The 22654-nt window shown below is 75.5% G+C and carries 22 protein-coding genes; 12 read left to right on the forward strand and 10 right to left on the reverse strand.

What is annotated here, in order from left to right; translation table 11 throughout:
* Positions 1-44 precede the first annotated feature (44 nt).
* On the forward strand, positions 45-1106 hold the full coding sequence (locus tag AC27L3_RS01610) for a radical SAM protein (protein ID WP_487232136.1): 1062 nt from the start codon (positions 45-47) through the stop codon (positions 1104-1106).
* Positions 1107-1295: 189 nt separating this feature from the next.
* Positions 1296-1862, forward strand: coding sequence for a hypothetical protein (locus tag AC27L3_RS01615; protein ID WP_487232137.1), 567 nt, complete (start codon positions 1296-1298; stop codon positions 1860-1862).
* A gap of 184 nt (positions 1863-2046) precedes the next feature.
* On the opposite strand, the gene AC27L3_RS01620 is transcribed toward AC27L3_RS01615, so the two are convergent.
* From AC27L3_RS01620 to AC27L3_RS01630, 3 genes are all read right to left on the reverse strand, one after another.
* A complete protein-coding gene (locus tag AC27L3_RS01620) occupies positions 2047-3588 on the reverse strand; it encodes an MFS transporter (RefSeq protein ID WP_487232138.1) in 1542 nt (513 codons plus the stop codon).
* 118 nt (positions 3589-3706) lie between these two features.
* Positions 3707-4672, reverse strand: a complete 966-nt coding sequence (locus AC27L3_RS01625) for a 2OG-Fe(II) oxygenase (protein WP_487232139.1) — start codon at positions 4670-4672, stop codon at positions 3707-3709.
* 75 nt (positions 4673-4747) lie between these two features.
* Positions 4748-5683 carry an oxidoreductase gene (locus AC27L3_RS01630; RefSeq protein ID WP_487232140.1) on the reverse strand — a complete coding sequence of 312 codons (936 nt, stop codon included), beginning with the start codon at positions 5681-5683 and terminating at the stop codon, positions 4748-4750.
* A gap of 169 nt (positions 5684-5852) precedes the next feature.
* Here AC27L3_RS01630 and AC27L3_RS01635 point away from each other — a divergent pair, with 169 nt between their 5' ends.
* Positions 5853-6857, forward strand: a complete 1005-nt coding sequence (locus AC27L3_RS01635) for an NAD-dependent epimerase/dehydratase family protein (protein ID WP_487232141.1) — start codon at positions 5853-5855, stop codon at positions 6855-6857.
* 31 nt (positions 6858-6888) lie between these two features.
* Here the strand turns inward: AC27L3_RS01635 and AC27L3_RS01640 are convergent, their stop codons facing one another.
* Positions 6889-7962, reverse strand: a complete 1074-nt coding sequence (locus AC27L3_RS01640) for a PP2C family protein-serine/threonine phosphatase (protein ID WP_487232142.1) — start codon at positions 7960-7962, stop codon at positions 6889-6891.
* A gap of 134 nt (positions 7963-8096) precedes the next feature.
* On the opposite strand from AC27L3_RS01640, the gene AC27L3_RS01645 reads away from it, so the two are divergent.
* Together AC27L3_RS01645 and AC27L3_RS01650 are read left to right on the forward strand one after the other, a co-directional pair.
* Positions 8097-9068 carry a GlxA family transcriptional regulator gene (locus AC27L3_RS01645; protein WP_425583223.1) on the forward strand — a complete coding sequence of 324 codons (972 nt, stop codon included), beginning with the start codon at positions 8097-8099 and terminating at the stop codon, positions 9066-9068.
* Between the two features lie 73 nt (positions 9069-9141).
* Positions 9142-9858, forward strand: a complete 717-nt coding sequence (locus AC27L3_RS01650; RefSeq protein ID WP_487232143.1) for a B3/B4 domain-containing protein — start codon at positions 9142-9144, stop codon at positions 9856-9858.
* 11 nt (positions 9859-9869) lie between these two features.
* On the opposite strand, the gene AC27L3_RS01655 is transcribed toward AC27L3_RS01650, so the two are convergent.
* The 3 genes from AC27L3_RS01655 to AC27L3_RS01665 form a co-directional block, all read right to left on the reverse strand.
* Positions 9870-10670, reverse strand: a complete 801-nt coding sequence (locus AC27L3_RS01655) for an N-acetyltransferase (protein WP_487232144.1) — start codon at positions 10668-10670, stop codon at positions 9870-9872.
* Positions 10671-10707: 37 nt separating this feature from the next.
* Positions 10708-11013, reverse strand: a complete 306-nt coding sequence (locus AC27L3_RS01660) for a hypothetical protein (RefSeq protein ID WP_487232145.1) — start codon at positions 11011-11013, stop codon at positions 10708-10710.
* Between the two features lie 246 nt (positions 11014-11259).
* Positions 11260-11535 (reverse strand): helix-turn-helix domain-containing protein, encoded by a 276-nt coding sequence (locus tag AC27L3_RS01665; protein ID WP_487232146.1) that lies wholly within the window; start codon positions 11533-11535, stop codon positions 11260-11262.
* A gap of 65 nt (positions 11536-11600) precedes the next feature.
* On the opposite strand from AC27L3_RS01665, the gene map reads away from it, so the two are divergent.
* Both map and AC27L3_RS01675 read left to right on the forward strand, forming a co-directional pair.
* Positions 11601-12368: a type I methionyl aminopeptidase gene (gene map, locus AC27L3_RS01670; protein ID WP_487232147.1), complete on the forward strand. Its 768-nt coding sequence runs from the start codon at positions 11601-11603 to the stop codon at positions 12366-12368.
* A gap of 86 nt (positions 12369-12454) precedes the next feature.
* Positions 12455-12970, forward strand: a complete 516-nt coding sequence (locus AC27L3_RS01675; protein WP_487232148.1) for a DM13 domain-containing protein — start codon at positions 12455-12457, stop codon at positions 12968-12970.
* A 78-nt stretch (positions 12971-13048) separates the two neighbouring features.
* On the opposite strand, the gene AC27L3_RS01680 is transcribed toward AC27L3_RS01675, so the two are convergent.
* Positions 13049-13600: a hypothetical protein gene (locus AC27L3_RS01680; RefSeq protein WP_487232149.1), complete on the reverse strand. Its 552-nt coding sequence runs from the start codon at positions 13598-13600 to the stop codon at positions 13049-13051.
* Positions 13601-13662: 62 nt separating this feature from the next.
* Here AC27L3_RS01680 and AC27L3_RS01685 point away from each other — a divergent pair, with 62 nt between their 5' ends.
* Entirely contained in the window at positions 13663-14106 is a 444-nt protein-coding gene (locus tag AC27L3_RS01685) for an RNA-binding S4 domain-containing protein (RefSeq protein ID WP_487232150.1), read from the forward strand.
* A 32-nt stretch (positions 14107-14138) separates the two neighbouring features.
* Here the strand turns inward: AC27L3_RS01685 and AC27L3_RS01690 are convergent, their stop codons facing one another.
* Positions 14139-14891 (reverse strand): sirohydrochlorin chelatase, encoded by a 753-nt coding sequence (locus tag AC27L3_RS01690; RefSeq protein WP_487232151.1) that lies wholly within the window; start codon positions 14889-14891, stop codon positions 14139-14141.
* Positions 14888-16060: a uroporphyrinogen-III synthase gene (locus tag AC27L3_RS01695; RefSeq protein WP_487232152.1), complete on the reverse strand. Its 1173-nt coding sequence runs from the start codon at positions 16058-16060 to the stop codon at positions 14888-14890. Before AC27L3_RS01695 ends, AC27L3_RS01690 begins: the two co-directional genes overlap by 4 nt.
* A 190-nt stretch (positions 16061-16250) precedes the next feature.
* On the opposite strand from AC27L3_RS01695, the gene AC27L3_RS01700 reads away from it, so the two are divergent.
* From AC27L3_RS01700 to nirD, 4 genes are read left to right on the forward strand one after another with little or no spacing between them, the layout of a single operon-like run.
* On the forward strand, positions 16251-18383 hold the full coding sequence (locus AC27L3_RS01700; protein WP_487232153.1) for a molybdopterin oxidoreductase family protein: 2133 nt from the start codon (positions 16251-16253) through the stop codon (positions 18381-18383).
* On the forward strand, positions 18380-19705 hold the full coding sequence (locus AC27L3_RS01705) for an NAD(P)/FAD-dependent oxidoreductase (RefSeq protein ID WP_487232154.1): 1326 nt from the start codon (positions 18380-18382) through the stop codon (positions 19703-19705). The genes AC27L3_RS01700 and AC27L3_RS01705 overlap by 4 nt, the downstream gene beginning before the upstream one ends.
* A 38-nt stretch (positions 19706-19743) precedes the next feature.
* Complete coding sequence (gene nirB / locus AC27L3_RS01710) at positions 19744-22245, forward strand: nitrite reductase large subunit NirB (RefSeq protein WP_487232299.1); 2502 nt, start codon at positions 19744-19746, stop codon at positions 22243-22245.
* The gene (gene nirD / locus AC27L3_RS01715) at positions 22242-22646 is read left to right on the forward strand and encodes a nitrite reductase small subunit NirD (RefSeq protein ID WP_487232155.1); all 405 of its coding nucleotides are present in this window, start codon (positions 22242-22244) and stop codon (positions 22644-22646) included. The genes nirB and nirD overlap by 4 nt, the downstream gene beginning before the upstream one ends.
* Positions 22647-22654 lie beyond the last annotated feature (8 nt).

Consider the following 22654-nt stretch of genomic DNA (forward strand, 5'->3'; position numbering starts at 1 on the left):
AGAAATGCCGATCCCAAGAAACAACCGCCGGCGGAAAGGGAGTCATGAGCGCGTCCTGCGGTCCCGAGGTGGTCGTCTGGGACACCACCTACGCCTGCCCCCTGCGCTGCTCGCACTGCTGCTCGGAATCGGGCCGGCGGGCGCCGCGGCAACTGGGCCACGAGGACATGCTGCGCATCGCCGATGCGCTGATCTCGCTCCACCCGCAGGTGGTGGTGCTCTCCGGCGGTGAGCCCCTGCTGGTCGAGGGCATCTTCGACGTGGCCCGGCGGCTGGCCCGGGCGGGGGTCGCGACGGCCGTGTGGACCAGCGGCTGGATCATGGAACCGTGGATGGCGGCCGAACTCGGCGAGGTCTTCGAGGAGGTCGTCGTCAGCCTCGACGGCGCCACCGCACAGGTGCACGACCGCATCCGGGGGCGGGCCGGCTCCTTCGACCGGGCGCTGAGCGCGCTGACCCTGCTGGACGGGGTGGCCCGCGAACGCCGCCGGCAGCAGCGCTCCCCGCTGCGGTTCGGCATCGACTGCGTGGTGGTGCGCAGCAATTTCCCGCAACTGGAGGAATTCTGCACCGCCATTGCCCCGCGCTTTTCCCAATTGCGTTCGCTGACCTTTCACGCGGCCGTTCCCGAAGGTCTCGCCAGCCGCCCCGAATTCGCCCGCCTGGAACTCCTCGACGAGGCCGCCGTGGCCCGGCTCACCAGCGCCGGGTGGCGGGCCCGCCTGCAGCGGCTCGCCCCGCAGGGCGTACGGGTGCGCACCACCGGCGACCGGAACCTCGTCATGCGCCCGGCCGGCCTCGCCGGCACCGCGGGCCGGCTGGTGATGCACATCGAACCGGACGGCGCGGTACGGGCGTTGCCCGTCTACGAAGGGACGGTCGGCAACATCCTGCAGGAATCCGCCCTGGACCTGTGGCACCGGGGCGTGGCCCGCCTCGGCGACCCCTTCGTCGTCGAGACCCTCTCCGCGGTGCGCACCATGCAGGACTGGGCGGCCGCCGTGCGCCGCATGGACTACCACTTCGGGTCCCAGGAGGTCCGCTCGCGCATCGACCGCCGTACGGTGCGCACCAACCCGCCCGAATTCACCGCCCTCGCGCTCTGATCCGGCCGCGCACGCCCCCGGTCCGGCGGGCGCGCCGGGGTGCGCGCGCTGCGGCGCGGGCGTACGGACGGGGCTGCGGACGCTGTGCGGTACGAGGTGGGGCGGGACGACTTCGAGGGTAGGCAGGGGCCTTGTGTGCATGCCGTTCCCGGCGTGCGAAGGACACCAGGCGTCTCGAAGGGGTAGTGCATGTTCGGTCAGCGCGGTGCCGGAATCGTCCTCAGCTCGATCGCGCTCCTGGGCGCGACGATCGGCGCCCCCGCCGCCCAGGCCCACGACCATGGCGGCGGCCACGGTCACGGCCGCGGGCACGACCGGGTCACCATCGGCTGCACGGGACAGGAGAACAACACCTACACGCCCGGCCTGACCCTCACCCCGCGCACGAGCACCGTGAGAGCGGAAGGCGCCTACATCTGCAGCGACGCGCCGGGGCACACCATCCCGGCCACCGCGAGCACCGCGGGGGTGGCCACCGAGGCGAGCTGTCTGTCCTTCGGCACCGTCCAGGGCCGGCAGACCGTCACCTTCGCCGACGGCCGCACGTCCGAGATCCGCTACACCGCCGGCAACAGCGAGCGAGCACTGGGCGTCCACAACGTGCACCTGGTGGGCACCGTCGTGAAGGGCGCCTACAAGGGCGCCCACGCCGAGCGGGACATCCAGACCGCCCCCGGCGGCCTGCCGACCGCGTGCCTGCAGGAGAGCGGCCTGACGCACTCCCTCGCCTTCGACCAGCTGACCATCGAGTCGTAGGGTCTGCCCGGCGGATCTTCGTCGCGGGGCGCGCCCGCAGGCAGGGTGCCGTGCTGCGCCCGGGCTCCGGGGTGGCGCGTCGACTGCGGGCCGTCGGTGGCCGGTCGCGCAGTTCCCCGCGCCCCTGACGGGGCACTGCATGATCCACTGGGCAGGCCCCAGGCGCAGAGGTGACGGGCGGGGCTCAGTGACTGCCCGTCACCTTGAAGCCGCGCGGCACCAGGCACACCGCGACCACGGTCACGGCCACCACGATGCCGGCCGAGACGTACGCGGTGGTGGTGAGCGCGTCGTCGAACGCCGCCCCCGCCGCCGCCCGCACCTGTGCGCCCGTCTCGCCGCCGACCCGGTGCGCGACCTCCGCGGCGCCGCCCACCGAGCCCCGCGCCTCGTCCAGGTCGGACCCGCGCAGCGGCAGGGCCGTCATGCGGTCGGTGAAGACGGCCCCGTGGATGCTGCCCAGCAGCGCCACGCCCAGGCCCACGCCCAGCTCGTAGCACGTCTCCGAGACCGCGCCGGCCTGCCCGGCCCGCGCCGCCGGCACGGAGGAGACGAGCACGGACGCCGACGCGGTGATGGCCAGCCCGTCGCCCAGCCCCAGCGCGGCCAGCACCACGGCCACCACCGGGTACGTCGTGGGCTGCGGAGCCAGGGCGAGCAGCAGGAAGCCGGCGGCGAGCGCGCCGAGACCCACGGCCAGCACCCCGCGTACGCCCATGTGGTGCATCAGCCACGGCGAGCCGAGCGAGCCGGCCAGCATCGCCAGGGCCGAGGGCACCGTGCGCAGCCCCGCCTCGGAGGGCGAGAACCCGTGCACGTACTGCAGCCACAGCGAGATCAGGAACAGCGCCGCACCGATGGCGAGCATCGCCAGCAGCGTGGCCAGCGCCGCCGCCGTGAACGGCCCGCGGCGAAAGAGCCGCACGTCCAGCAGGGGGTCCTCCAGCCGCAGCTGGTGCCGGGCGAAGAGGGCGAGCAGCAGGGCGCCCAGCAGCAGCGCGCCCATGTCCGCGGGTTCCGTGCTGCCCTTGGCCACATGCTTGATGCCCCAGGCCAGCGCCACGATGCCGGCCACGGACAGCAGCGCGCCGGGCCAGTCCAGGCGTCCGGCCTGCGGGGCGCGGTACTCCGGCAGCAGCACCATGCCGGCGGGCACGGTCGCCAGGACGACGGGGACGTTCACCCAGAAGGCCGCCTGCCAGGAGAAGTGCTCCACCAGCACGCCGCCGATCAGGGGGCCCACGCAGGCGCCCGCCCCGGCCACCGAGCCCCAGACGCCGATGGCCAGGGCCCGTTCGCGGGCGTCGGTGAAGATGGTGCGGATCAGCGAGAGCGTCGAGGGCATCACCAGCGCACCGCCCAGGCCCAGCAGCACCCGGCCGCCGATCAGCTGCGCCGAGCTGTGCGCCGTCGCCGCGAGGACCGACGCCACGCCGAACAGCACGAAGCCGGCGAGCAAGAGCCGCTTGCGGCCCCACCGGTCGCCGACCGCCCCGCTGGTGACCAGCAGGCCGCCGAGCACCAGCCCGTAGATGTCGATGATCCACAGCTGTTCCAGCGGGCCGGGCTGCAGGTCGGTGATCAGCGAGGGCAGCGCCACGTTGAGGATGGTGGCGTCCATCGCCACCAGCAGCAGGCTCGCGCACAGCACGGCGAGCATGGCCCAGCTGCCGGGCGTCGCCGCCGGGCGGCGGGACGCGCGGGGGTCCTCGGGGCCTTGTGCCATGGCACGCCACCTCACCGCTTCCCGGGCCCCGAGCCGCAGCGGTCGCGCGACGGCGCGACCGGCACCAGTATCGGCCGGTGGGCCCGGACGCGCACACCGGGGCCCGCGGGGGCGGCGCTCAGCGTTCCTGCAGGTCCTCCCAGGTGATCACCGGGCTGCCGGCGCGCAGGCTGAAGTCCATGGCCGCGTCCCGCACCGGCCACTTCAGCCGCAGCCAGCCCGGCACCGTCGCCGGGATCCCGTCGTCCGCGGCCAGGTGCCAGAAGGTGTTGGAGTCCTGCCGGGCGAAGTAGGGGCACAGGAACGACAGCACCAGCGTCACGCGCCGCCCCGCGGTGACCGGGGCGACCGCGTGGAAGATGCGGCTGCCGTGCAGGAACAGCGCCGCTCCCCGCTGCCCGCACGGCGCCCGCCGGATGCGGGGATCGTCGTCCCGTACGCCCGTGAAGTCGTCGGTGCGCCCGGCGAAGTACAGGAACTGCCCGCCCTCGTAGTCCGCGCCGTCGCTCAGCTGGATCGTCAGCACGTAGTCCATGCCGTCGCGGTGCCAGCGCACGATCTCCGGCCGGCCCCGCGCGGCGAAGTAGTTGATCTGCGCCGTCGGCAGGCGCAGCGGGTGCGGGATCAGCGGCACCCCGGCCAGCCGCGAGCAGGCCAGCAGGAAACCGCGGTCGCGGAGCATGTTGTTGACGAACGCCGAGAGCAGGTCGGCGCCGCGCAGCCGCCGCGTCGCGATGAACCGGCTGCGCCCCGCGTACGGCTCCAGCAGGTCGCAGACCTCGCCCAGGCGGTCCAGGCCCTCGGGGGTCAGCAGCCGCACCGGCCCGGCCAGCGCGACGTCGTCCGGACCGCCGGGGCCGCGGCCGAGCTCGTGGTCGGCGTAGCCGAACTCCTGCAGCCGCACCCGCGGCGCGCCCTCCGGCCGCACCACGAAGTCGCTGCGCCAGCGCGGCTCGCCGGGCAGGCCCGCGGTGCGCGGCGGCCTGCGGCCGCGCAGGGCGTGGCGCACCTGGTCCCACCCGGTGGCCGTCTTCGGAATGCCGATCACGGAGGATGCGCCACTGCCGCTGCGGACCGTCGTCATGGCCTCATTGCAACGCCGCGCCCGCGGACGGGCAAGGGGTCCGTTCGCGCCACGCCCCCTCGGGGGCCCGGCCGTTCAGCCGCCGGGCTGCGGCCAGCGGTACCGGACGCGGGTGAGCCGCTCCGAGGTCTCCCACAGGTTCCGGGCCAGCTCGGCGTCCCCGGCCAGCAGGGGCAGCTCCACCGGCCCCGGGGCGCCGCGCGCCTCGAACCGGCCGGTGGGCCCGTAGAAGCCGCCGGGCTCGACCTCGGGAGCAGTGGCCCCGTACAGCACCGGCAGCGCCGCCTGTTCCACGGGCTGGCCGATCAGCCGGTTCAGCGCGAGCCGGGCCAGCGCCCGCACCACGGCGGGCGCGTGCCGCTGCAGGCCCGTCAGGCTCGTCCCCGGGTGGACGGCCACACAGGCCAGCGCCGCCCCCGCCGCATCGGCGCGGCGCTGCAGCTCCAGGGTGAACAGCACGCCGGCGAGCTTGGACTTCGCATAGGCCGCCATGGGGTGGTAGCGGTGCGTGCTCTGCGGGTCGGACAGCTCGGCCATCGGACTGCGGGCCAGGGAAGCGGACACCGTCACCACCCGCGGCGCCCGCGCGGCCAGCAGCAACGGCAACAGGCGGCCGGTGAGCGCGAAGTGCCCCAGATGGTTGGTGGCGAAGGTGAGCTCGAAGCCGTCCTTGCTGGTCTCCCGGTGCCGGATCGCCATCACCCCGGCGTTGTTGACCAGCAGGTCGACCGGCCGCCCGGCGTGCTCCATGCGCTGCGCGAACCCGGCGACCGAGGCCAGGTCGGCCAGGTCCAGCAGGTCGGGGCGGACCCGCACGCCGGGCGCCTCCGCGGCCATCCGCTCCGCCGCGCGCCGCGCCCGGCCCGCGTCCCGGCCGGTCACCAGCACCTCGGCCCCCGCCCGGGCCAGCTCCCGGGCCGTGACGTAGCCGATGCCCCCGGTGGCTCCGGTGACCACGGCCAGCCGGCCGTGCCGGTCGGGCATGTCCTCGGTGCTCCAGCTGCGGTGCATGCGCCTCCTCGGCGGCCGGTCGGTGGACGGCGACCGTATTGTCCGCCGGGCGGTCGTGCGGCGGCGGAAGGCGCGCCCGGGGCCGCGGACGCGCTGTACGCCCTGGGCGATTCCGCCGAGAGCGTGCGAGGGTTCCCCCGGACGGCGTAGGCCCGGCAGGGTCAGCTGCATGAAACTTCTGGTATTGGGTGGCACGGAATTCGTCGGACGGGCTGTCACGGAAGAGGCGCTTGCGCGTGGTTGGGACGTCACGCTTCTGCACCGCGGGCGGCACGAGGCGCCGCAGGGCGCCCGCGCCCTGCTGGGCGACCGCACGACCGAGGGCGGCCTCGCCGCCCTCGCGGAAGGGGAGTGGGACGCCGTCGTGGACACCTGGTCCGCGGCGCCGTCCGCCGTGCGCGACGCGGCACGGCTGCTCGCGGGGCGGGTGGGGACGTATGTGTACGTGTCCTCCTGCTCGGTCTACCGCCACCCGCGGGCGGCGGGCCTGAGTGAGGAGGCGCCGCTGGTCGACGGCTCGCCCGACGCCGGCGAGGTGGACTACGCGCAGGCCAAGCGCGGCGGCGAACTCGCCGCTTTGGAACACTTCGGCGACCGCGCGCTGCTGGTGCGGGCCGGGCTGATCCTCGGCCCGTACGAGAACATCGGCCGCCTGCCGTGGTGGCTGGGGCGCCTGGAGCGCGGCGGCCCGGTGCTGGCACCCGGCCCGCGCGACGCGGCCCTGCAGTACATCGACGCCCGCGACCTGGCCGTCTGGATGCTGGACGCCGCCTCCCGCGGCCTCGGCGGCCCGTACAACCTGGTGAGCCGCTCGGGCCACACCACGATGGGCGGGTTCCTGGAGGCCTGCGCCCGCGCCGTCGGCAGCACCGCCGAACTGCACTGGACGGACCCGGAACCGATCCTGGCCGCCGGCATCGCCCCCTGGACGGACCTGCCGGTGTGGCTGCCCCCGGGGGACCTCTACGACGGCATCCACCGCATCGGCGTCGACAAGGCCCTCGCCGCCGGCCTGCGCTGCCGGCCCGTCGAGGAGACCGTGGCCGACACCTGGTCCTGGCTGCAAGGGGTCGGCGGCGTGGCACCGCAGCGCCCCGACCGGCCGTACGTGGGCCTGGATCCGCAGAAGGAGGCCGAGGTGCTGCGGGCGACGGGCGTCCTCACGACGTCCTGACACCCTGACACCCTGAAGACGGTCGGCGCGGTCAGCGCTCGCGGCGCACCACCAGGAGGGCGGCGTCGTCGCCGAGCGCGCCGCCCGCATAGGCCAGGAGGTCGGCCAGGAGTCGGGCGGCCAGCGCGTCGGGGGACAGGTGCGGCATCGCCGCCAGGCGCTCGCGCAGCGGGTAGAAGTGGCCCGCGGCGTCGCGGGCCTCGGTCACGCCGTCGGTGAAGAGCACCAGGACGTCCCCCGGCGCGAAGCCGAACCGGGTGCGGTGGCAGGGTCCTTCGACCAGGTGGCGCAGGGCCAGCGGGGGGTCCGGCACCGGCGAATCGACCTCGGTGACCTGCCCGCCGCGCCACAGCAGCGGCGGCAGGTGCCCGCAGTTGACCAGGTGCGCCGGACCGCCGCCGGTGGGCACCTCCACCAGGGCGGCCGTCACGAACTCCTCGGTCGCCCGGCGCCGTACGACGGTGGCGTCGAGCCGCTGGGCGACGATCTCCAGAGCGGGCTCGACCTGGGCCGCCTCCCGGAAGGTGCCCAGCACGTCGGTGGCCGTCTCGACGGCGCCCAGTCCCTTGCCGCGCACGTCGCCCAGGAGGATCCGCACGCCGTACGGGGTGGCCAGCACCTCGTACAGGTCACCGCCGACGCGGGCCTCGGCGGCGGCCGCGACGTAGCGCACCGCGACCCGCAGCCCCCCGATGCGCTCGGGGACGGGGCGCAGCAGGGCGCGCTGGGCGGCCTCGGCGACCGAGCGGGTCTGCAGCAGCTGCCGTTCCCTGGTGGAGATCAGCACGACGTTGGCGGTGGAGACGCAGGTGATGGCGAGCACGGTGGCGGCGGCGGTCAGGTGGACGGGCAGGGCGACCTCGGGGTCGGCCAGCGCCAGCGGCGCCACGATCAAAAGGGCCAGCAGGCCGGTGAGCAGCGGGACGCGGGGGCGCCGGGTGCCGATGCTGGCGAGCACGGGGGCGGTGGCCAGTACGGGGGAGAAGGTGAGGTCGGGGTTGGTGGCCAGGTCCATGGCCACGGCCGCGGCCAGGAGCGCGTAGGCGGTCATGACGAGCGAGCGCGCGCTGCGGGGGAGCGGTACGAGGGCGGGGTCTCGCTTCATGGTGGTTTCCCACCCTAGGCGGCCGGTCGCCCTTCGCAACCGTCTTATGCCCAGAAAAAAGGACATTACTCCATAAAGGTGATGGCTGACCCGTTCGGCCGTGGGGCCCGCGACCGTCGCCGATGATGCTGGATGTGAGCGGCAAGGCGGAGACCCGCGACGTGCTGATCGTCGTGTACGACGGAGTGCAATTGCTCAATGTGGCCGGGCCCTTGGACGTCTTCGACCGGGCCGAGTACGAGGCGGAGCCCGGCTACCGGGTGCGGCTGGCCTCGGTCGGCGGCCGCCCGGTCACCACCACGGCCCGCACCCGGCTCGGCGTCTCGGCGGACCTCGCCCGGGTGCGCAAACCACCGGACACGCTCGTCGTGGCCGGCGGCCGGGGCTACCCCGTCGCCGCCTCCGACGGCGACCTGGTCCGGCACGTCCGCCGGCTCGCCGGCGGCGCCCGGCGCACCGGCTCCGTGTGCACCGGCGCCTTCGTCCTCGCCGAGGCCGGCCTGCTCGACGGGCGCCGGGCCACCACCCACTGGGCCTCCTGCGCCGACCTGGCCGCCGCCTACCCGGCGGTCTCCGTGGAGCCCGACGCCATCTTCGTGCGCGACGGCCACGTGCTCACCTCGGCCGGCGTCACCGCCGGCATCGACCTCACCCTCGCCCTGCTGGAGGACGACTTCGGTCCCGAGGCGGCCCGTGCGGTCGCCAAGCACTTGGTGGTCTTCATGCAGCGCCCGGGCGGGCAGTCGCAGTTCAGCACCTGGACCCGGCGCGACCCGCCGCGCGGCGGCGCCCTGCGCGACCTCGTCGAGGACATCGACGCCCACCCCGACGGCGACCTGTCCGTCCCCGCGCTCGCGGCCCGGCTCGGGATGAGCCGGCGGCACTTCAGCCGGCTCTTCAGCCAGCAGATCGGCATCAGCCCCGGCGCCTACGTCGAGCGCGCCCGGGTCGCCGCGGCCCGCACCCTGCTGGAGAGCACCGCCGGCACCGTCGACACCATTGCCGGCCAGTGCGGCTTCGGCACGGTCGAGACGATGCGCCGCGCCTTCGTCCGCGAAACGGGCGTCTCTCCGGCCGCCTACCGCGAGCGCTTCCGCCGCGGGTGACGGCGGCCCTTGTGCGACTTGGTACAGTCTGCTCGACTATCCAGTGCAGCAGATTGATCGAGGAGCGTTTCGCATGGCAGCCGTCACCACCGACCTCGCGACCTGGCTGGAGACCGTCTCCATCGACGAGGCCGTCCGCGACCTGCGGCCCGACTACCGGGCCCTCGTCGTCGCCGCCGAGGGCCTGGTGCCCGGCCCCAGCGACGACGCGAGCGAGAAGCTCCTCGCCGCCGCCGAGGAGAGCGCGATCGCAGCCCTCGCCGGCGGCGCCCCCGAGGACCACCCCCACCTCGCCGCCTGGCGCGAGGCGTTCCGCGCCTTCGGCGCCAAGCCCCAGCGCACCCGGCCCAGCGCCGAGGCCCTGCTGCGTCGGGTGCCCGCCGGCCTGCCGCGCGTGGACCGCCTCACCGACATCTACAACGCGATCTCCGTCGCCCACGTCGTCCCCCTCGGCGGCGAGGACCTCGACCACTACGCCGGTGCGGCCCGGCTGGTGCGCGCCACCGGCGAGGAACCCTTCGAGACCACCGCCGACGGCGGAAGCGCCGTCGAACACTGCCCGCCCGGCGAGGTGGTCTGGCGCGACGACGCCGGCGTCACCTGCCGCCGCTGGAACTGGCGCCAGTGCACCCGCACCCGCCTCACCCTCACCACGACGCGGGCCTTCTTCGTCCTCGACGCCCTCGGCCCGATGGACGACGCCGCCCTCACCGCCGCCGGCGACGCCCTGACGACGGCCCTGCAGGACAGCAGCCCGGGCGCGAGGATCCGCTCCCGCCTGGTGCGCTGAAGCCCGACCGGTCAGGCGCCCGGCCGCAAGGGGTGCCGGACCCAGACGTTGGGTTCGGTGTAGACCGCGACGTCGTGAACGGTGTCGCAGCGCACCGGCACCAGGGCGCCGGGCACCTCGACGGCGCCGTCCCGGTCGAAGGGCAGCCCGGTCCACTGCCGCCACTGCTCCAGCGAGCCGCTGACCGTCATCGACGCGGGCGCCACTTTCACCACGGTGCCACCCGCCTTGACGTGTACCCGCAGCCACGGATCCGTGGGCAGCCCGTCCGCGCGGCACTGCCGTACGTACGCCGACATGGGCAGGTGCGGCTGCAGGTGCTTGGCGTTCGGGCGCACCGGGGCCAGCAGCACGTCGTGGCCCTGCGCCGCCGCGGCGTCGCGCAGGGCCTGCAGCATCGGGTACGACAGACCGCGGCCGAGGTGGCCGGTGTCCACCGTGATCTCCAGCGCACTGGCCACCGTGGGCGCCCGGCCACTGCGCAGGTCGCGCAGCGCCCAGGACAGGACGCGGTCCCAGCCCTGGTCGGGCATCTGCGTCCGGCCCTCCGCCCCGGCGTCGAACGGCACGGCCAGGGCCCGGCCGACCACCCGGTCGCCGTCGGTCGCCACCGCGCAGTACTGCGGGAATTCCTCGACCACGCGACCCAGCAGGGAACTCGCCGTCAGATCGTGCGCAATGAAGGCCGGCCAGGTGTCGTCGATCTCGTGGACGCGGGGGACCAGCGCCGGCCGCTCGGCGAGCGTGGTGATCTTCAGGGCGGTCGTGCCGGTCGTGCCGATCGTGCCGGCTATGGAGGTGCTGTCTGTCACGGCGGCACGCTGCCACGGCCGCGGTCCGGTCGGCCACTCAATTGTGGCGCGGAACCACCGAGGCCCTCAGGTCCGCCCCGATCGCCGTCGCAACCTCGCGCAGGAGGGTGCGGCAGCGCGCGCTGCCGGGGCCCTGCGGGGGCAGGGTCGGGCGTGCGCCCGTCACGCACAGTGCCGCGGCCGCTTCCGGGCCGGGGCACGGCAGCGCGATGGCCAGGGACGCCTCGCCGGGGCCGACGGTGTACCCGTACCCCCCGCCGGGCGGGCACTGGCGGATTGAGTGCGGCGCGGCCAGGCGCACGCTCATGCCGCTGTGCGCGGCCAGCCGGTCGGCCCCGTTCATGGCCTCAGGCGAGGTCCTGTTCAGCGCCTCGTGGTGGCCCGTCGGCTGCGGGCTGTCGGTGGTCGATCGCGCAGTTCCCCGCGCCCCGTCACGGGCGCGGGGAACTGCGCGACAAGCCATGACGTGCCCGCAGACGGGGTGCCGTGTCGCGCCCACGCGGCGGCAACCGCAGATCGACGCCGCCCCGCGCACCACTTCTCGGCCGAAAGGCCGATCCGTCATCCCTGCGCCGTCGCCTCTACGCCTCTACGCCGTCATCGCCTCGCCCGCCGGGTCCGGCACGTGGGCGCACGCCTGGGCCAGGGCGTCCAGCGACAGCCCCAGCGCGTGCGCCAGCGCCGAGATCGTGAAGAACGCCGGCGTCGGCGCCCGCCCGGTCTCGATCTTCCGCAGGGTCTCGGAGGAGAGCCCGGCGCGGGCCGCGACCTCCACCATGCTGCGACCGCCGCGGGCCTCGCGCAGCAGGCGGCCCAGCTCCTCGCCGCGCTGCCGTTCCCAGGGGGTCAGAGGGGTCCTCACCATGACCGTGATCCTAGTGCCGTGATATTAATACCGGTATAAGAATTGGTACGGAGGGGAGCCGGGACATGGTGGAGATCAAGACGGACGGCGAGCTGGAGGCCATGCGCGAGGCCGGGCGCGTGGTCGCCCATGCGCTCGACGCCGTACGCGAGGCGGCGGACGTGGGCATCGCCCTGAACGAACTCGACGAGGTGGCGCGCGACGTCCTCAAGCGGGCCGGGGCCACGTCCCCGTTCCTCGGCTACCGCCCCTCCTTCGCCCCCGTGCCCTTCCCGGCCGTCATCTGCGCGTCGGTCAACGACGCGATCGTGCACGGCATCCCCGACGGCTACCGGCTGCGCGACGGCGACCTGGTCAGCGTCGACTGCGGTGCCCTGCTCGACGGCTGGGCCGGCGACGCGGCCGTCAGCTTCGTCGTCGGCACCGCGGATCCGGCGGACGAGGCCCTGATCGCCACCACCCGCCGCGCGCTGGAGGCCGGCATAGCCGCCGCCGTCCCCGGCAACCGCATCGGCGACATCTCCCACGCCGTCGGCGCCGTCGCCCGCGGCGCCCGCTACGGCATGCCCACCGACTTCGGCGGCCACGGCATCGGCCGCCGCATGCACGAGGACCCCCACGTCCCCAACCAGGGCCTGCCCGGCCGGGGTCTGCGCCTGCGGCACGGCCTGGTGCTCGCCATCGAACCCATGCTCATCGCCGGCGGCCTCGACGAGTGCCGCGTCGCCCCCGACGGCTGGACCCTGTGCACGGCCACCGGCGCCCGTGCGGCCCACATCGAGCACACCGTCGCCGTCACCGACGACGGCCCGCGCATCCTGACCCTGCCCTGACCGCATTGCGGTCGCGGTCCGGGAGCGGTTTCGGCCTCCCGGCCGTTGAGGGGGCAAAGCGCGACGGCTGCGGGAGGCGGAAGAACATGGGACGCGTACGACGACTGCTGACCAGGCCCCTGGTCCTCGGGGGGCTGGTCGTGGCCCTCGTGGTGGCGGGGTTGGGTGCCTACTGGTTCCAGCCATGGAAGCTGTGGGTGGACGAGACGGTGCGGGAGTCCGCGCCGACCGCCGCGTCCGGCGGGGCGCCGCGGACGCTGGCGACGGGTCGCCTGATCAGTCACGAGCATGCGACCAGCGGCACGGTACGGATCCTGCAGTTGCCCGACGGCAGCCGGACCCTGCGTCTGGAGGGGCTCAGCACCAGCAACGGCCCGGCTCTCCACGTCCTGGTCAGCGACGCCCCCGTGAAGGAGGGCCGGGACGGCTGGTTCGTCTTCGACGACGGCGCCCACGTCGACCTCGGCAGCCTGAAGGGGAACAAGGGCGACCAGAACTACGCCCTGCCCGCGGGCCTGGACCTTCATCGCTACCGCAGCGTGAGCATCTGGTGCGACCGCTTCGACGTCTCCTTCGGCGCCGCTGCACTCTCCCCGGCCTGAGCGCCCGCGCCGGGAACTGCGCGACACGCCACGACGCGCCCGCAGATCCGCACCGCCCCGCGCCCCTACGGGGCACCCCTAGCCGGCCGCCGTGACCTCCGTGGTGGCGGCCACCGGGGCGGTGCCGTCGACGGCGCACTCCACGGTCACCCCGAAGACGTGGATCCTGGCGGCGCCGGGGGTGAACGTGGCCGTACCGGCGGTGTCCAGCTGTACGGAGGCCGTGCCGCCGGTCAGGGTGACGCCGGAACCGCTGGGGACGGCCCGGTCGTTGGTGAAGCCGGTCGCCGTCGCGGTGCCGGAGGCGGATCCGCCCAGGGCGAGGTCGAGCTCCGCGGTCACGGCCCGGGCCGGTACGTCGATGGGCACGCTCAGGTTGGTGCTCGCCGACAGCGTGAGCTCCGCCGTCCCGCCCTGCGGGACGCTGGCCGGCGCGTTCACGGTCAGGGCGAGGGTCTGCACGTCGCCGGGTGCGCCGGGGCCGGTGCAGGTGTAGCCCACGGTGACGGTGTCGGCCGCGGCCGGCGGGGCGCCCAGCCCCAGGCCGGCGCCCGCCAGGGCGAGGGCGAGGGCGGCGCCGGACGCGTGGCGGGCGCGGCGCCGGGTTCCGGTGGAGGGGGAGGTGTTCATCGCCGTGCTCCCTTCGAACGGGAGTGGATTGATATGAACACGTCATCAGTTCGCACGGGGAGGTGCAGAAGTCAACCACCGTCACGCAGGGCGCCCCTCCCGCAGACGCATACCGGCCATACAGTGGGGGTGTGCAGAACGACGAGAGCCCCGTACGGATCGACAGCTGGATCTGGTCCGTGCGCCTGACGAAGACCCGCTCGCTGGCCGCCACCGCCTGCCGCGCCGGCCACGTCCGGCTCAACGGCGAGCGCGCCAAGCCCGCCCAGACGGTCAAGCCCGGCGACGAGGTACGGCTGCGGCACGCCGGCCGCGAACGGATCGTGGTCGTCCGGCAACTGGTGCGCAAGCGCGTCGGCGCACCCGTCGCCGCCGAGTGCTACGTGGACAACAGCCCGCCGCCCCCGCCCCGCGAGGCCGTCGCCCCCGTCGGCGTACGCGACCGCGGCACCGGCCGCCCGACCAAGCGCGACCGGCGCGAGATGGAGCAGCTGCGCGGCCACTGACGCCACCTCAGGCGGTCGGAGCGGTCGGGCGGTCAGGCGGCGGCCGCCTCGTCGTAACGGCGCAGCACCAGACGGGCCACCGCCTCGTGGGCGCCCAGCGGCTCGGTGAGCACGCACCCGCCCGCACCGGCCGCGGCCCGCGCGAAGTGGCCCGGGCCCAGGAGGTAGCGGGCCACGCTCACCCGCGCATGGCCCGCCGCCCGCAGCTCGGCGACCGCGCGGGCCGGGGTGGGCCCACCGCCGGCCAGGGCGGCGGGCACCACCGGCCGCCCGATGCGGGCCGAGAGCAGGTGCGCCGTCCCGGCCACGGCGGCCTGCGCCCCCGGATCGGCCGAGCCGGCCGCGGCCAGCACGACGGGTCCGCCGCCCGCGCCGGGGCGGCGCGCCTCCGCCTCGGCCAGCCGCCCCGCGAGGGCGAGCGCCAGCAACGGATCCGGCCCGAGCGCCGGAGCCAGCCGCGCCCGTACCCAGGGGGCCTGCTCCAGGGCCTGCGGAATGTCGTGCCGCAGGTGGTAGCCGGTGCCGAGCAGCAGCGGTACGACCACCACGTCGCCCCGCAGCCGTCCCAGGACTTCCGTCACGGAGGGCGCCGCCAGGCCGACGCACGCCAGCCGCACGTCCACCTCGGGCCGCAGGCCGGCGACGCGTCCCACCAGTTCCCGCATCACGGCCATCCCGCGCTCGTCGCGCGTCCCGTGCGCGACGGCCAGCAACTGCAGCCGCTTCGCCGGCAGATCAGGCGCCGGGACGCGCCGGGTGGGTACGGCCGTCACGGTGCCGCTCACGGCGCCACCGCCAGCCGGTACCCCCGCTTCGTCACCGTCTGCACCACCGCCCCGTGCGCCCCCAGCGCCCCGCGCAGCCGTCCCACCGCCGCCTCCACGGCGTGCTCGTCGGGCACCCGTGAGCGCGCACCGGTCGCGGGGCCGGGCGAGCCGCCCCCGCCCCACACCGCGCGCAGCAGGTCGCCGCGGCTGAGCACCGTCCCCGGCCGTTCGGCCAGCGCCCGCAGGACCGCCGCCGGCACCGGCGGCAGCCGCAGCGCCGTGCCGCCGGCCAGGACCGCCGCCCCCTGCAGGACCAGCGGGCCGGCCGCGGTGGGGATCTCGCGCCGGCCGCGCGCGGTCAGTTCCGCGACGAGCGTGCGCACCAGCGCCCCGAGCCGCCCGCGGTCGGGCCACACGCACGGCACGCCCGCCGCCAGCAGCGGCCGGGCGCACACCGGGCCGATGCACACGGACAGCACCTCCCCCCGCAGGGCGTCCAGCACCTCGGCCCGCCGCCCGCTCTCCTGCGCCGCCGCGAGGAACGCCTCGATGGCCGGCGCGCTGGTGAACGGCAGGGCGTGGACCTCCCGCCGTGCGGTCTGCTCCACGAGCCGGCGCAGCGCACCGGGGTCCTCCGGCGGACCCCAGCGGTAGACCGGCACCGCCACCACGTGCGCCCCGCGCTCCCGCAGCGCCGCGGTGAACTCCGGCAGGACGCCACCGTGTTCCTGCACGGCGATCCGGCGGCCGCGCAGGTCCTTGGCGAGCAGCCAGGCCAGGACGTCGTCGAGGGCCTCCGACTCCGGCGCCCAGCTCTCGTGCAGCCCGCTGGCGCGCAGCGCGCCCGCCGCCTTGGGGCCGCGGCTGACCAGGGCGGCCTGCCGGCAGGCGGCGACCAGCGGGGCGCCCAGGCCCCAGCCCTCCGCCGCGCTCATCCAGCCCCGCCAGCCCACCCCGGTGGTGGCGATCACGTAGTCCAGGCCGGCCAGGCACTCCTCGGTGGCGCGGCGCAGCAGCGCGTCGTCGGACAGCGTGACGATGCGCAGGGCCGGTACGGCCACGACGGTGGCGCCGCGGCGGCCGAGGAGGGCGGTGAGTTCCTCGCGCCGCCGGTCCGCGGTGACGCCCACCGTGAAGCCGGTCAGCGGCCCCGGGGGCGGCGGGGCCGCGGATGTCGCTGTGCTCATGCGACGAGCCTCGCGGACGGGCATGAAGAGCTCATTGCACGGACATCACAGGCACGTTAGCGCGACGCCCGGTTCTCTACGGGCGTGTGTCGTGCTGCGCACAACGGCAGCCCGCGGCGGTGCGGGGCATGTGCGGCGCGCGAAACACGGCCGTCGTTTGGCGGAAACGCAGGCGGGCGAGCCTCATGGCATGACCCAAGCCCCGCCTCCCACCGACACCCACTGCCCGTACTGCGCCCTGCAGTGCGGCATGCGCCTGCGCCGCGTGGCCGCGGCCGGGCCGGACGCGCCCGCCGTGGCGGTGGAGGAGCGGCCCGGCTTCCCCGTCAACCTCGGCGCCCTGTGCGGCAAGGGCAGCAACGCCGCGGACACCCTCGCCGGTTCGGTGCGACTGACCACGCCGCTGGTGCGCGACCGGCGTACGGACCCGCTGCGCCCGGCCACGTGGGAGGAGGCCCTCGACCGGGCCGCGCGGGGGCTGGCGCAGGCGGTGCGGCGGCACGGACGGGAGGCGGCCGGGGTCTTCGGGGGAGGCGGCCTGACGAACGAGAAGGCGTACCTGCTCGGCAAGTTCGCCCGGGTCGTGCTGCGCACGCCGCACATCGACTACAACGGCCGGTTCTGCATGTCGTCGGCCGCGGCCGCGCAGCGCGCGGCCTTCGGCGTGGACCGGGGGCTGCCGTTCCCGCTGGCCGACGTCGCGCGCACCGGCTGCCTGGTGCTCGTCGGGGCGAACCCCGCCGACACCATGCCGCCCGCCCTGCGCTACCTGCGCGAGATGCGCGAGGCCGGCGGCACCCTGATCGTCGTCGACCCGCGCCGCACCCGCACCGCGCAGCTGGCCGACCTGCACCTGCGGCCCGCGCCCGGCACGGACCTCGCCCTCGCGCTGGGCCTGCTGCACCTGGTGATCGCCCGCGGCCGGGTGGACGAGGACTTCGTCGCCCGGCGCACGACGGGCTTCGCGCACGCCCGGGCCGCCGCCATGGCCCACTGGCCCGAACGCGTCGAGTCCCTCACCGGGATACCCGTGGGGCAGATGAGGCGAGCGGTCGACCTGTTCTGCAACGCGCCCACCGCCATGGTGCTCACCGCACGCGGCGGCGAACAGCACAGCAAGGGCGTCGACACCGTCGGGGCCTGGATCAACCTGTGCCTGGCCACCGGCCGCGCCGGCCGGCCCGGCAGCGGCTACGGCTGCCTGACCGGACAGGGCAACGGTCAAGGCGGCCGCGAGCACGGCCAGAAGGCCGACCAGCTGCCCGGCTACCGCTCGCTCGCCGACCCCGCCGCCCGCGCCCACGTCGCCGGCGTCTGGGGCGTCGACCCCGCCGACCTGCCCGGCCCGGGCCGCTCGGCGTACGAACTGCTGGCCGGGCTCGGCACCCCGGGCGGCGTGCGCGCCCTGCTCCTCATGGGGTCCAACCCCGTCGTCTCCGCCCCGGACGCCACCCGCATCACCGAACGCCTGCGCGCCCTGGACCACCTGGTGGTGTGCGACGTCGTGCGCTCCGAGACCGCCGAACTCGCCGACGTCGTCCTGCCCTCGGCCCAGTGGGCCGAGGAGACCGGCACGATGACCAACCTCGAAGGCCGGGTCGTCCTGCGCCGGGCCGCCGTGCCGCCGCCCGCGGGCGTGCGCACCGACCTCGACGCCCTGCACGGACTCGCCGCCCGGCTCGGCCACCCCGACGGCTTCCCCACCGACGCGCGGGAGGTCTTCGCCGAGCTGCGCAGGGCCTCGGCGGGCGGCGCCGCCGACTACGCGGGCATCACCTACGAGCGCATCGAGCAGGAGGACGGCGTCTTCTGGCCCTGCCCGGGCGAGGAGCACCCCGGCACGCCCCGGCTGTTCCTCGACCGCTTCGCCACCCCCGACGGCCGGGCCCGGTTCGCCGACGTCTCCCACCGGCCCGCCGCCGAGGAACCGGACGACGCCTACCCGCTGCTGCTGACCACCGGGCGGGTCCTCGCCCAGTACCAGAGCGGCGCCCAGACCCGGCGCAGCCCCGCCCTCAACCGGGCCGCCCCCGGACCCTTCGTCGAACTGCACCCCCGCCTCGCGGCGCGCCTGGGCGTGGGCGACGGCGACCGGCTCACCGTGACCAGCCGGCGCGGCACCGCCACCGCCCCGGCCCGCGTCACCGACGCCATCCGGCCCGACACCGTCTTCATGCCCTTCCACTGGTCCGGCGAGGGCAGCGTCAACAACCTCACCAACCCCGCCCTCGACCCCGTCTCGCGCATGCCCGAGTTCAAGGTCTGCGCGGTCCGCGTGACGAAGGCGGACACCGCCCCCGCCCCTTCGGGGGAGGCGGCATGACGCCGCGCCGTATCGCCGTCGTGGGCGCGGGCGTGGCCGCCGCCCGGTTCGCCCGGCGCATGCACGAGCTGGCCGCACCCGGCGCGGTGGACGTCGTCCTGCACGGCGCCGAACCCGAGCAGCCCTACCACCGAGGCCTGCTGCCCGCCCTGCTGGCCGGCGGCTACGCCGACGCCTCCCTCGCCCTGCCCACCGGTGCCGCCACCGTGCACACCGCCACCCCGGTCCTGGCCCTGGACCCGGCCGCCCGTGTGCTGCGCACGGCCGCCGGGGCGACGCCCGCGTACGACGCGGTGGTCCTGGCCACCGGCGCCGAACCGATTCTGCCGCCCCTGCGCGACCTGTACCGCCCCGCGCGCCTTCCCCTCCCGGCGATGGCCAGTGTTTCCGCATCCACCCGGCACGGCGCCGGACCCGGCACCCTCGTGGCCCCCGCCGCCCGCCACGACGCACCCCCCGCCCTCGTCTCCGGCGTCCACCTCCTGCGCACCCTCGCCGACTGCCGGCACCTGGCCGCCGACGCCGTGCCCGGGCGCACCGCCGTCGTCGTCGGCGGGGGAGCGCTGGGCACCGGCACCGCCCACGCCCTGGCCGCCCGCGGACTGCGCGTCCAGCTCGTGCAGCGCGCCTCCCACCTGATCCCACGTCACCTCGACGCCCCGGGCGCCGCCACCGTGCGCCGGCAGCTGGAGGCCGGCGGGGTCCGCGTGCACACCGGGCGGACGGCCACCGCCCTGACCGGCCCCGGCCACGTCACCGGGGTACGGCTGGACGACGGCCAGGTGCTTCCCGCCGAGCTCGTCCTCCTCGCCTGCGGCACCCGCCCCCGCACCGCCCTCGCCCGCGCCGCTGGGCTCGCCGTGCGCACCGGCGTCGTCGTCGACGATCACCTGGCCACCTCCGCTCCCGGCGTGTACGCCCTCGGCGACTGCGCCGAGCACCGCGGCACCGTCAGCGCCGACGCCGAGACCGCCTTCGCCCAGGCCGACGTCCTGGCCGCCCGCCTGAGCGGCCACGATGCGGCCGCCCGCCTGACCGCGGCGGCCACCGCCCGGTTCCGCCTGAGCACGGCCGGCGGCGAGCTGGAGGTCGCCTCCTTCGGCGACCCGTGCGGCGACGCCCCGCACACCGACACCGTCCAACTCACCGACGCCACCCGCGGCACCTACCGCAAGCTCGTGCTGCGCGGTGACGCCCTCGTCGGCGCGATCCTCGTCGGCGACCTCGGCGCCGTCGGCGAGCTCACCGGCGCCTTCGCGCGCGGCGAGAGCGCCCCGCCGGACCCCCTGCAGTTGCTCATCACGGAAGGAGCCCCCTCGTGACGGACACCCGACGGCGCCTGGTGCTCGTCGGCCACGGCATGGCCGGCCAGCGCTTCCTGGAGGCGCTGACCGAACGCGCCCCCGGCGAGTGGCGGATCACCGTCCTCGCCGAGGAACCCCGCCCCGCCTACGACCGGGTGCACCTGACCTCCTGGTTCTCCGGCACCACCGCCGAGGACCTCTCGCTGTGGCCGGCCGGCTTCGCGGAGAAGCACGACATCGACCTGCGCCTGGCCGACCCCGCCGTCGCGCTCGACCGCGCGGCCCGCACGGTCACCACCGCCGCCGGGCACGTCCTGCCCTACGACGAACTGGTCCTCGCCACCGGCTCGCAGCCGTTCGTCCCGCCCGTCCCCGGCCGCGACCTGCCCGGCTGCTTCGTCTACCGCACCCTGGAGGACGTCCACGCCATCCGCGAACGGGCGGCCGGCGCCCGCACCGGCGTCGTCGTCGGCGGCGGACTGCTCGGCCTGGAGGCGGCCGGCGCGCTCAAGGCCCTCGGACTGGACACCCACGTCGTGGAGTTCGCCCCCCGCCTGATGGCCGTCCAGGTCGACGACGGCGGCGGCACCGCCCTGCGCCGCAGGATCGAGGAACTCGGCGTCACCGTCCACACCGATGCGGCCGCCACCGCCGTCGAGGCCGGCGACAACGGCGAGGTCGCGGCACTCGCCCTCGCCGACGGCCGCACCCTCTCCGCCGACCTCGTCGTCTTCTCCGCCGGCATCCGCCCCCGCGACCACCTGGCCCGCGAGAGCGCCCTGCCCGTCGGAGAACGCGGCGGCATCGTCGTCGACGCCCGCTGCCGCACCGCCGATGCGCACGTGTGGGCCGTCGGCGAATGCGCCCTGGCCGCCGACGGCCGCGTCTACGGCCTGGTCGGCCCCGGCTACGCCATGGCCGAGACCGCCGCGGCCGCCCTTGCCGGCGACACCCGCGAGTTCACCGGCGCCGACACCTCCACCAAGCTCAAGCTCCTGGGCGTCGACGTGGCCAGCTTCGGCGACGCCCACGGCACCACCGAGGGCGCCCTCGACGTCCTGTACGCCGACAGCCGCGCCGGCGTCTACCGCAAGCTCGTCGTCGCCCCCGACGGTGCCCTCCTCGGCGGCGTCCTCGTCGGCGACACCACGGCGTACGACACCCTGCGGCCGCTCGCCGCCGCCCGCACCGTGCCGACCGCGCCCCCCGAACGGCTGGTGCTGCCCGCCTCCGCGGCCGGCGCCGGGGAGGCCGGCCCGGTCGCGCTGCCCGACGAGGCCGTGATCTGCTCCTGCCACAACGTCACCAAAGGCGCCGTGCGCGCCGCCGTCACCGCCTCCGGCTGCACCGACGTGGCCGCCGTCAAGAAGTGCACCCGTGCCGGCACCGGCTGCGGATCGTGCGTGGGAGCGCTCGGCGGCATCGTCGCCGAGGAGCTCACCGCCCTGGGCACCGAGGTCGCCCGCGGCCTGTGCGAGCACTTCGCCCACACCCGCGCCGAGCTGTACGAGATCGTCCGCACCAAGGGCATCACCACCTTCAGCCGGCTCGTCGACGAGCACGGCACCGGCGAGGGCTGCGAGGTGTGCAAGCCCGTCGTCGCCTCGATCCTCGCCTCCCTCGCCCCGGCCATCGGCGCCCCCGTGCACATCCTCGACGGCGAACAGGCCGCCCTGCAGGACACCAACGACCACTTCCTCGCCAACCTCCAGCGCAACGGCTCCTACTCCGTCGTCCCCCGCGTCCCCGGCGGCGAGATCACCCCCGAGAAACTGATCACCATCGGCGAGATCGCCCGCGACTTCGGCCTCTACACAAAGATCACCGGAGGCCAGCGCATCGACATGTTCGGCGCCACCGTCGACCAGCTCCCCCTCATCTGGCGCCGCCTGGTCGACGCCGGCTTCGAATCCGGGCACGCCTACGGCAAGGCCCTGCGCACCGTGAAGTCCTGCGTCGGGCAGACCTGGTGCCGCTACGGCGTCCAGGACTCCGTCGCCCTCGCCATCGAGCTCGAACTGCGCTACCGCGGCCTGCGCTCCCCGCACAAGATCAAGGCCGCCGTCAGCGGCTGCGCCCGCGAATGCGCCGAGGCCCGCGGCAAGGACTTCGGCGTCATCGCCACCTCCGCCGGCTGGAACCTCTACGTCGGGGGCAACGGCGGCACCACCCCCCGCCACGCCGACCTGCTGCTGACCGACGTCGACCACGACACCCTCGTGCGCACCGTCGACCGCTTCCTGATGTTCTACATCCGCACCGCCGACCGCCTGGAGCGCACCTCCGCCTGGATCGAGCGCATGGACGGCGGCCTGGAGCACCTGCGGGCCGTCGTCGTCGACGACAGCCTCGGCATCTGCGCCGACCTCGACGCCCTCATGGCCGCCCACGTGCGCACCTACGAGGACGAATGGCGCGCCACCCTCGCCGACCCCGAACGGCTGCGCCGCTTCGTCTCCTTCGCCAACGCCCCCGGCACCCCCGACCCCGCCATCCGCTTCACGCCCGAGCGCGGCCAGATCCGCCCGGTGGCCGCCCCCGAGGCGGTGGGCGCATGACGAGCGGCGTCGTGGAGATCCGCACCGGTGAGCAGTGGTTGCCGGCCTGCCCGTACGAGGTGCTCGAGACCGGCCGCGGCGTCGCCGTCCTGGTCGACGGCCGCCAGGTGGCGCTCTTCCGCGACCGCGGCGGGGCCGTGTACGCCGTGGGCAACCGCGACCCGTTCAGCGGCGCCCACGTCATCTCCCGCGGGCTGCTCGGCAGCCGCGACGGCGCACCCGTGGTGATCTCGCCGATGTACAAGCAGGCCTTCGACCTGCGCTCGGGCGCCTGCCTGGACGAACCCGGCGCGGCCCTGCCCGTGTGGCCGGTCCGCCTCACACCACCGGCAGGAGCCCGTGCGCAAGACGTAGCACGGGCGAGCGCCACAGCACATTCGCGGGAAACCGCCCCTGCCTAGCGTGAGGG

It is taken from the genome of Streptomyces sp. PKA51, from assembly GCF_057552455.1.

Coding starts and splice junctions, on each gene's coding strand:
- nirB (WP_487232299.1), top strand. CDS start 19,744: ATGGCCGGCCAGCGCTTCCTGGAGGCGCTGACCGAACGCGCCCCCGGC.
- AC27L3_RS01640 (WP_487232142.1), bottom strand. CDS start 7,962: ATGAAGCGAGACCCCGCCCTCGTACCGCTCCCCCGCAGCGCGCGCTCG.
- AC27L3_RS01695 (WP_487232152.1), bottom strand. CDS start 16,060: ATGAGCACAGCGACATCCGCGGCCCCGCCGCCCCCGGGGCCGCTGACC.
- AC27L3_RS01700 (WP_487232153.1), top strand. CDS start 16,251: ATGACCCAAGCCCCGCCTCCCACCGACACCCACTGCCCGTACTGCGCC.
- AC27L3_RS01630 (WP_487232140.1), bottom strand. CDS start 5,683: ATGCACCGCAGCTGGAGCACCGAGGACATGCCCGACCGGCACGGCCGG.
- AC27L3_RS01665 (WP_487232146.1), bottom strand. CDS start 11,535: ATGGTGAGGACCCCTCTGACCCCCTGGGAACGGCAGCGCGGCGAGGAG.
- AC27L3_RS01615 (WP_487232137.1), top strand. CDS start 1,296: ATGTTCGGTCAGCGCGGTGCCGGAATCGTCCTCAGCTCGATCGCGCTC.
- AC27L3_RS01650 (WP_487232143.1), top strand. CDS start 9,142: ATGGCAGCCGTCACCACCGACCTCGCGACCTGGCTGGAGACCGTCTCC.
- AC27L3_RS01675 (WP_487232148.1), top strand. CDS start 12,455: ATGGGACGCGTACGACGACTGCTGACCAGGCCCCTGGTCCTCGGGGGG.
- AC27L3_RS01620 (WP_487232138.1), bottom strand. CDS start 3,588: ATGGCACAAGGCCCCGAGGACCCCCGCGCGTCCCGCCGCCCGGCGGCG.
- AC27L3_RS01680 (WP_487232149.1), bottom strand. CDS start 13,600: ATGAACACCTCCCCCTCCACCGGAACCCGGCGCCGCGCCCGCCACGCG.
- nirD (WP_487232155.1), top strand. CDS start 22,242: ATGACGAGCGGCGTCGTGGAGATCCGCACCGGTGAGCAGTGGTTGCCG.
- AC27L3_RS01610 (WP_487232136.1), top strand. CDS start 45: ATGAGCGCGTCCTGCGGTCCCGAGGTGGTCGTCTGGGACACCACCTAC.
- AC27L3_RS01635 (WP_487232141.1), top strand. CDS start 5,853: ATGAAACTTCTGGTATTGGGTGGCACGGAATTCGTCGGACGGGCTGTC.
- map (WP_487232147.1), top strand. CDS start 11,601: ATGGTGGAGATCAAGACGGACGGCGAGCTGGAGGCCATGCGCGAGGCC.
- AC27L3_RS01625 (WP_487232139.1), bottom strand. CDS start 4,672: ATGACGACGGTCCGCAGCGGCAGTGGCGCATCCTCCGTGATCGGCATT.
- AC27L3_RS01660 (WP_487232145.1), bottom strand. CDS start 11,013: ATGAACGGGGCCGACCGGCTGGCCGCGCACAGCGGCATGAGCGTGCGC.
- AC27L3_RS01705 (WP_487232154.1), top strand. CDS start 18,380: ATGACGCCGCGCCGTATCGCCGTCGTGGGCGCGGGCGTGGCCGCCGCC.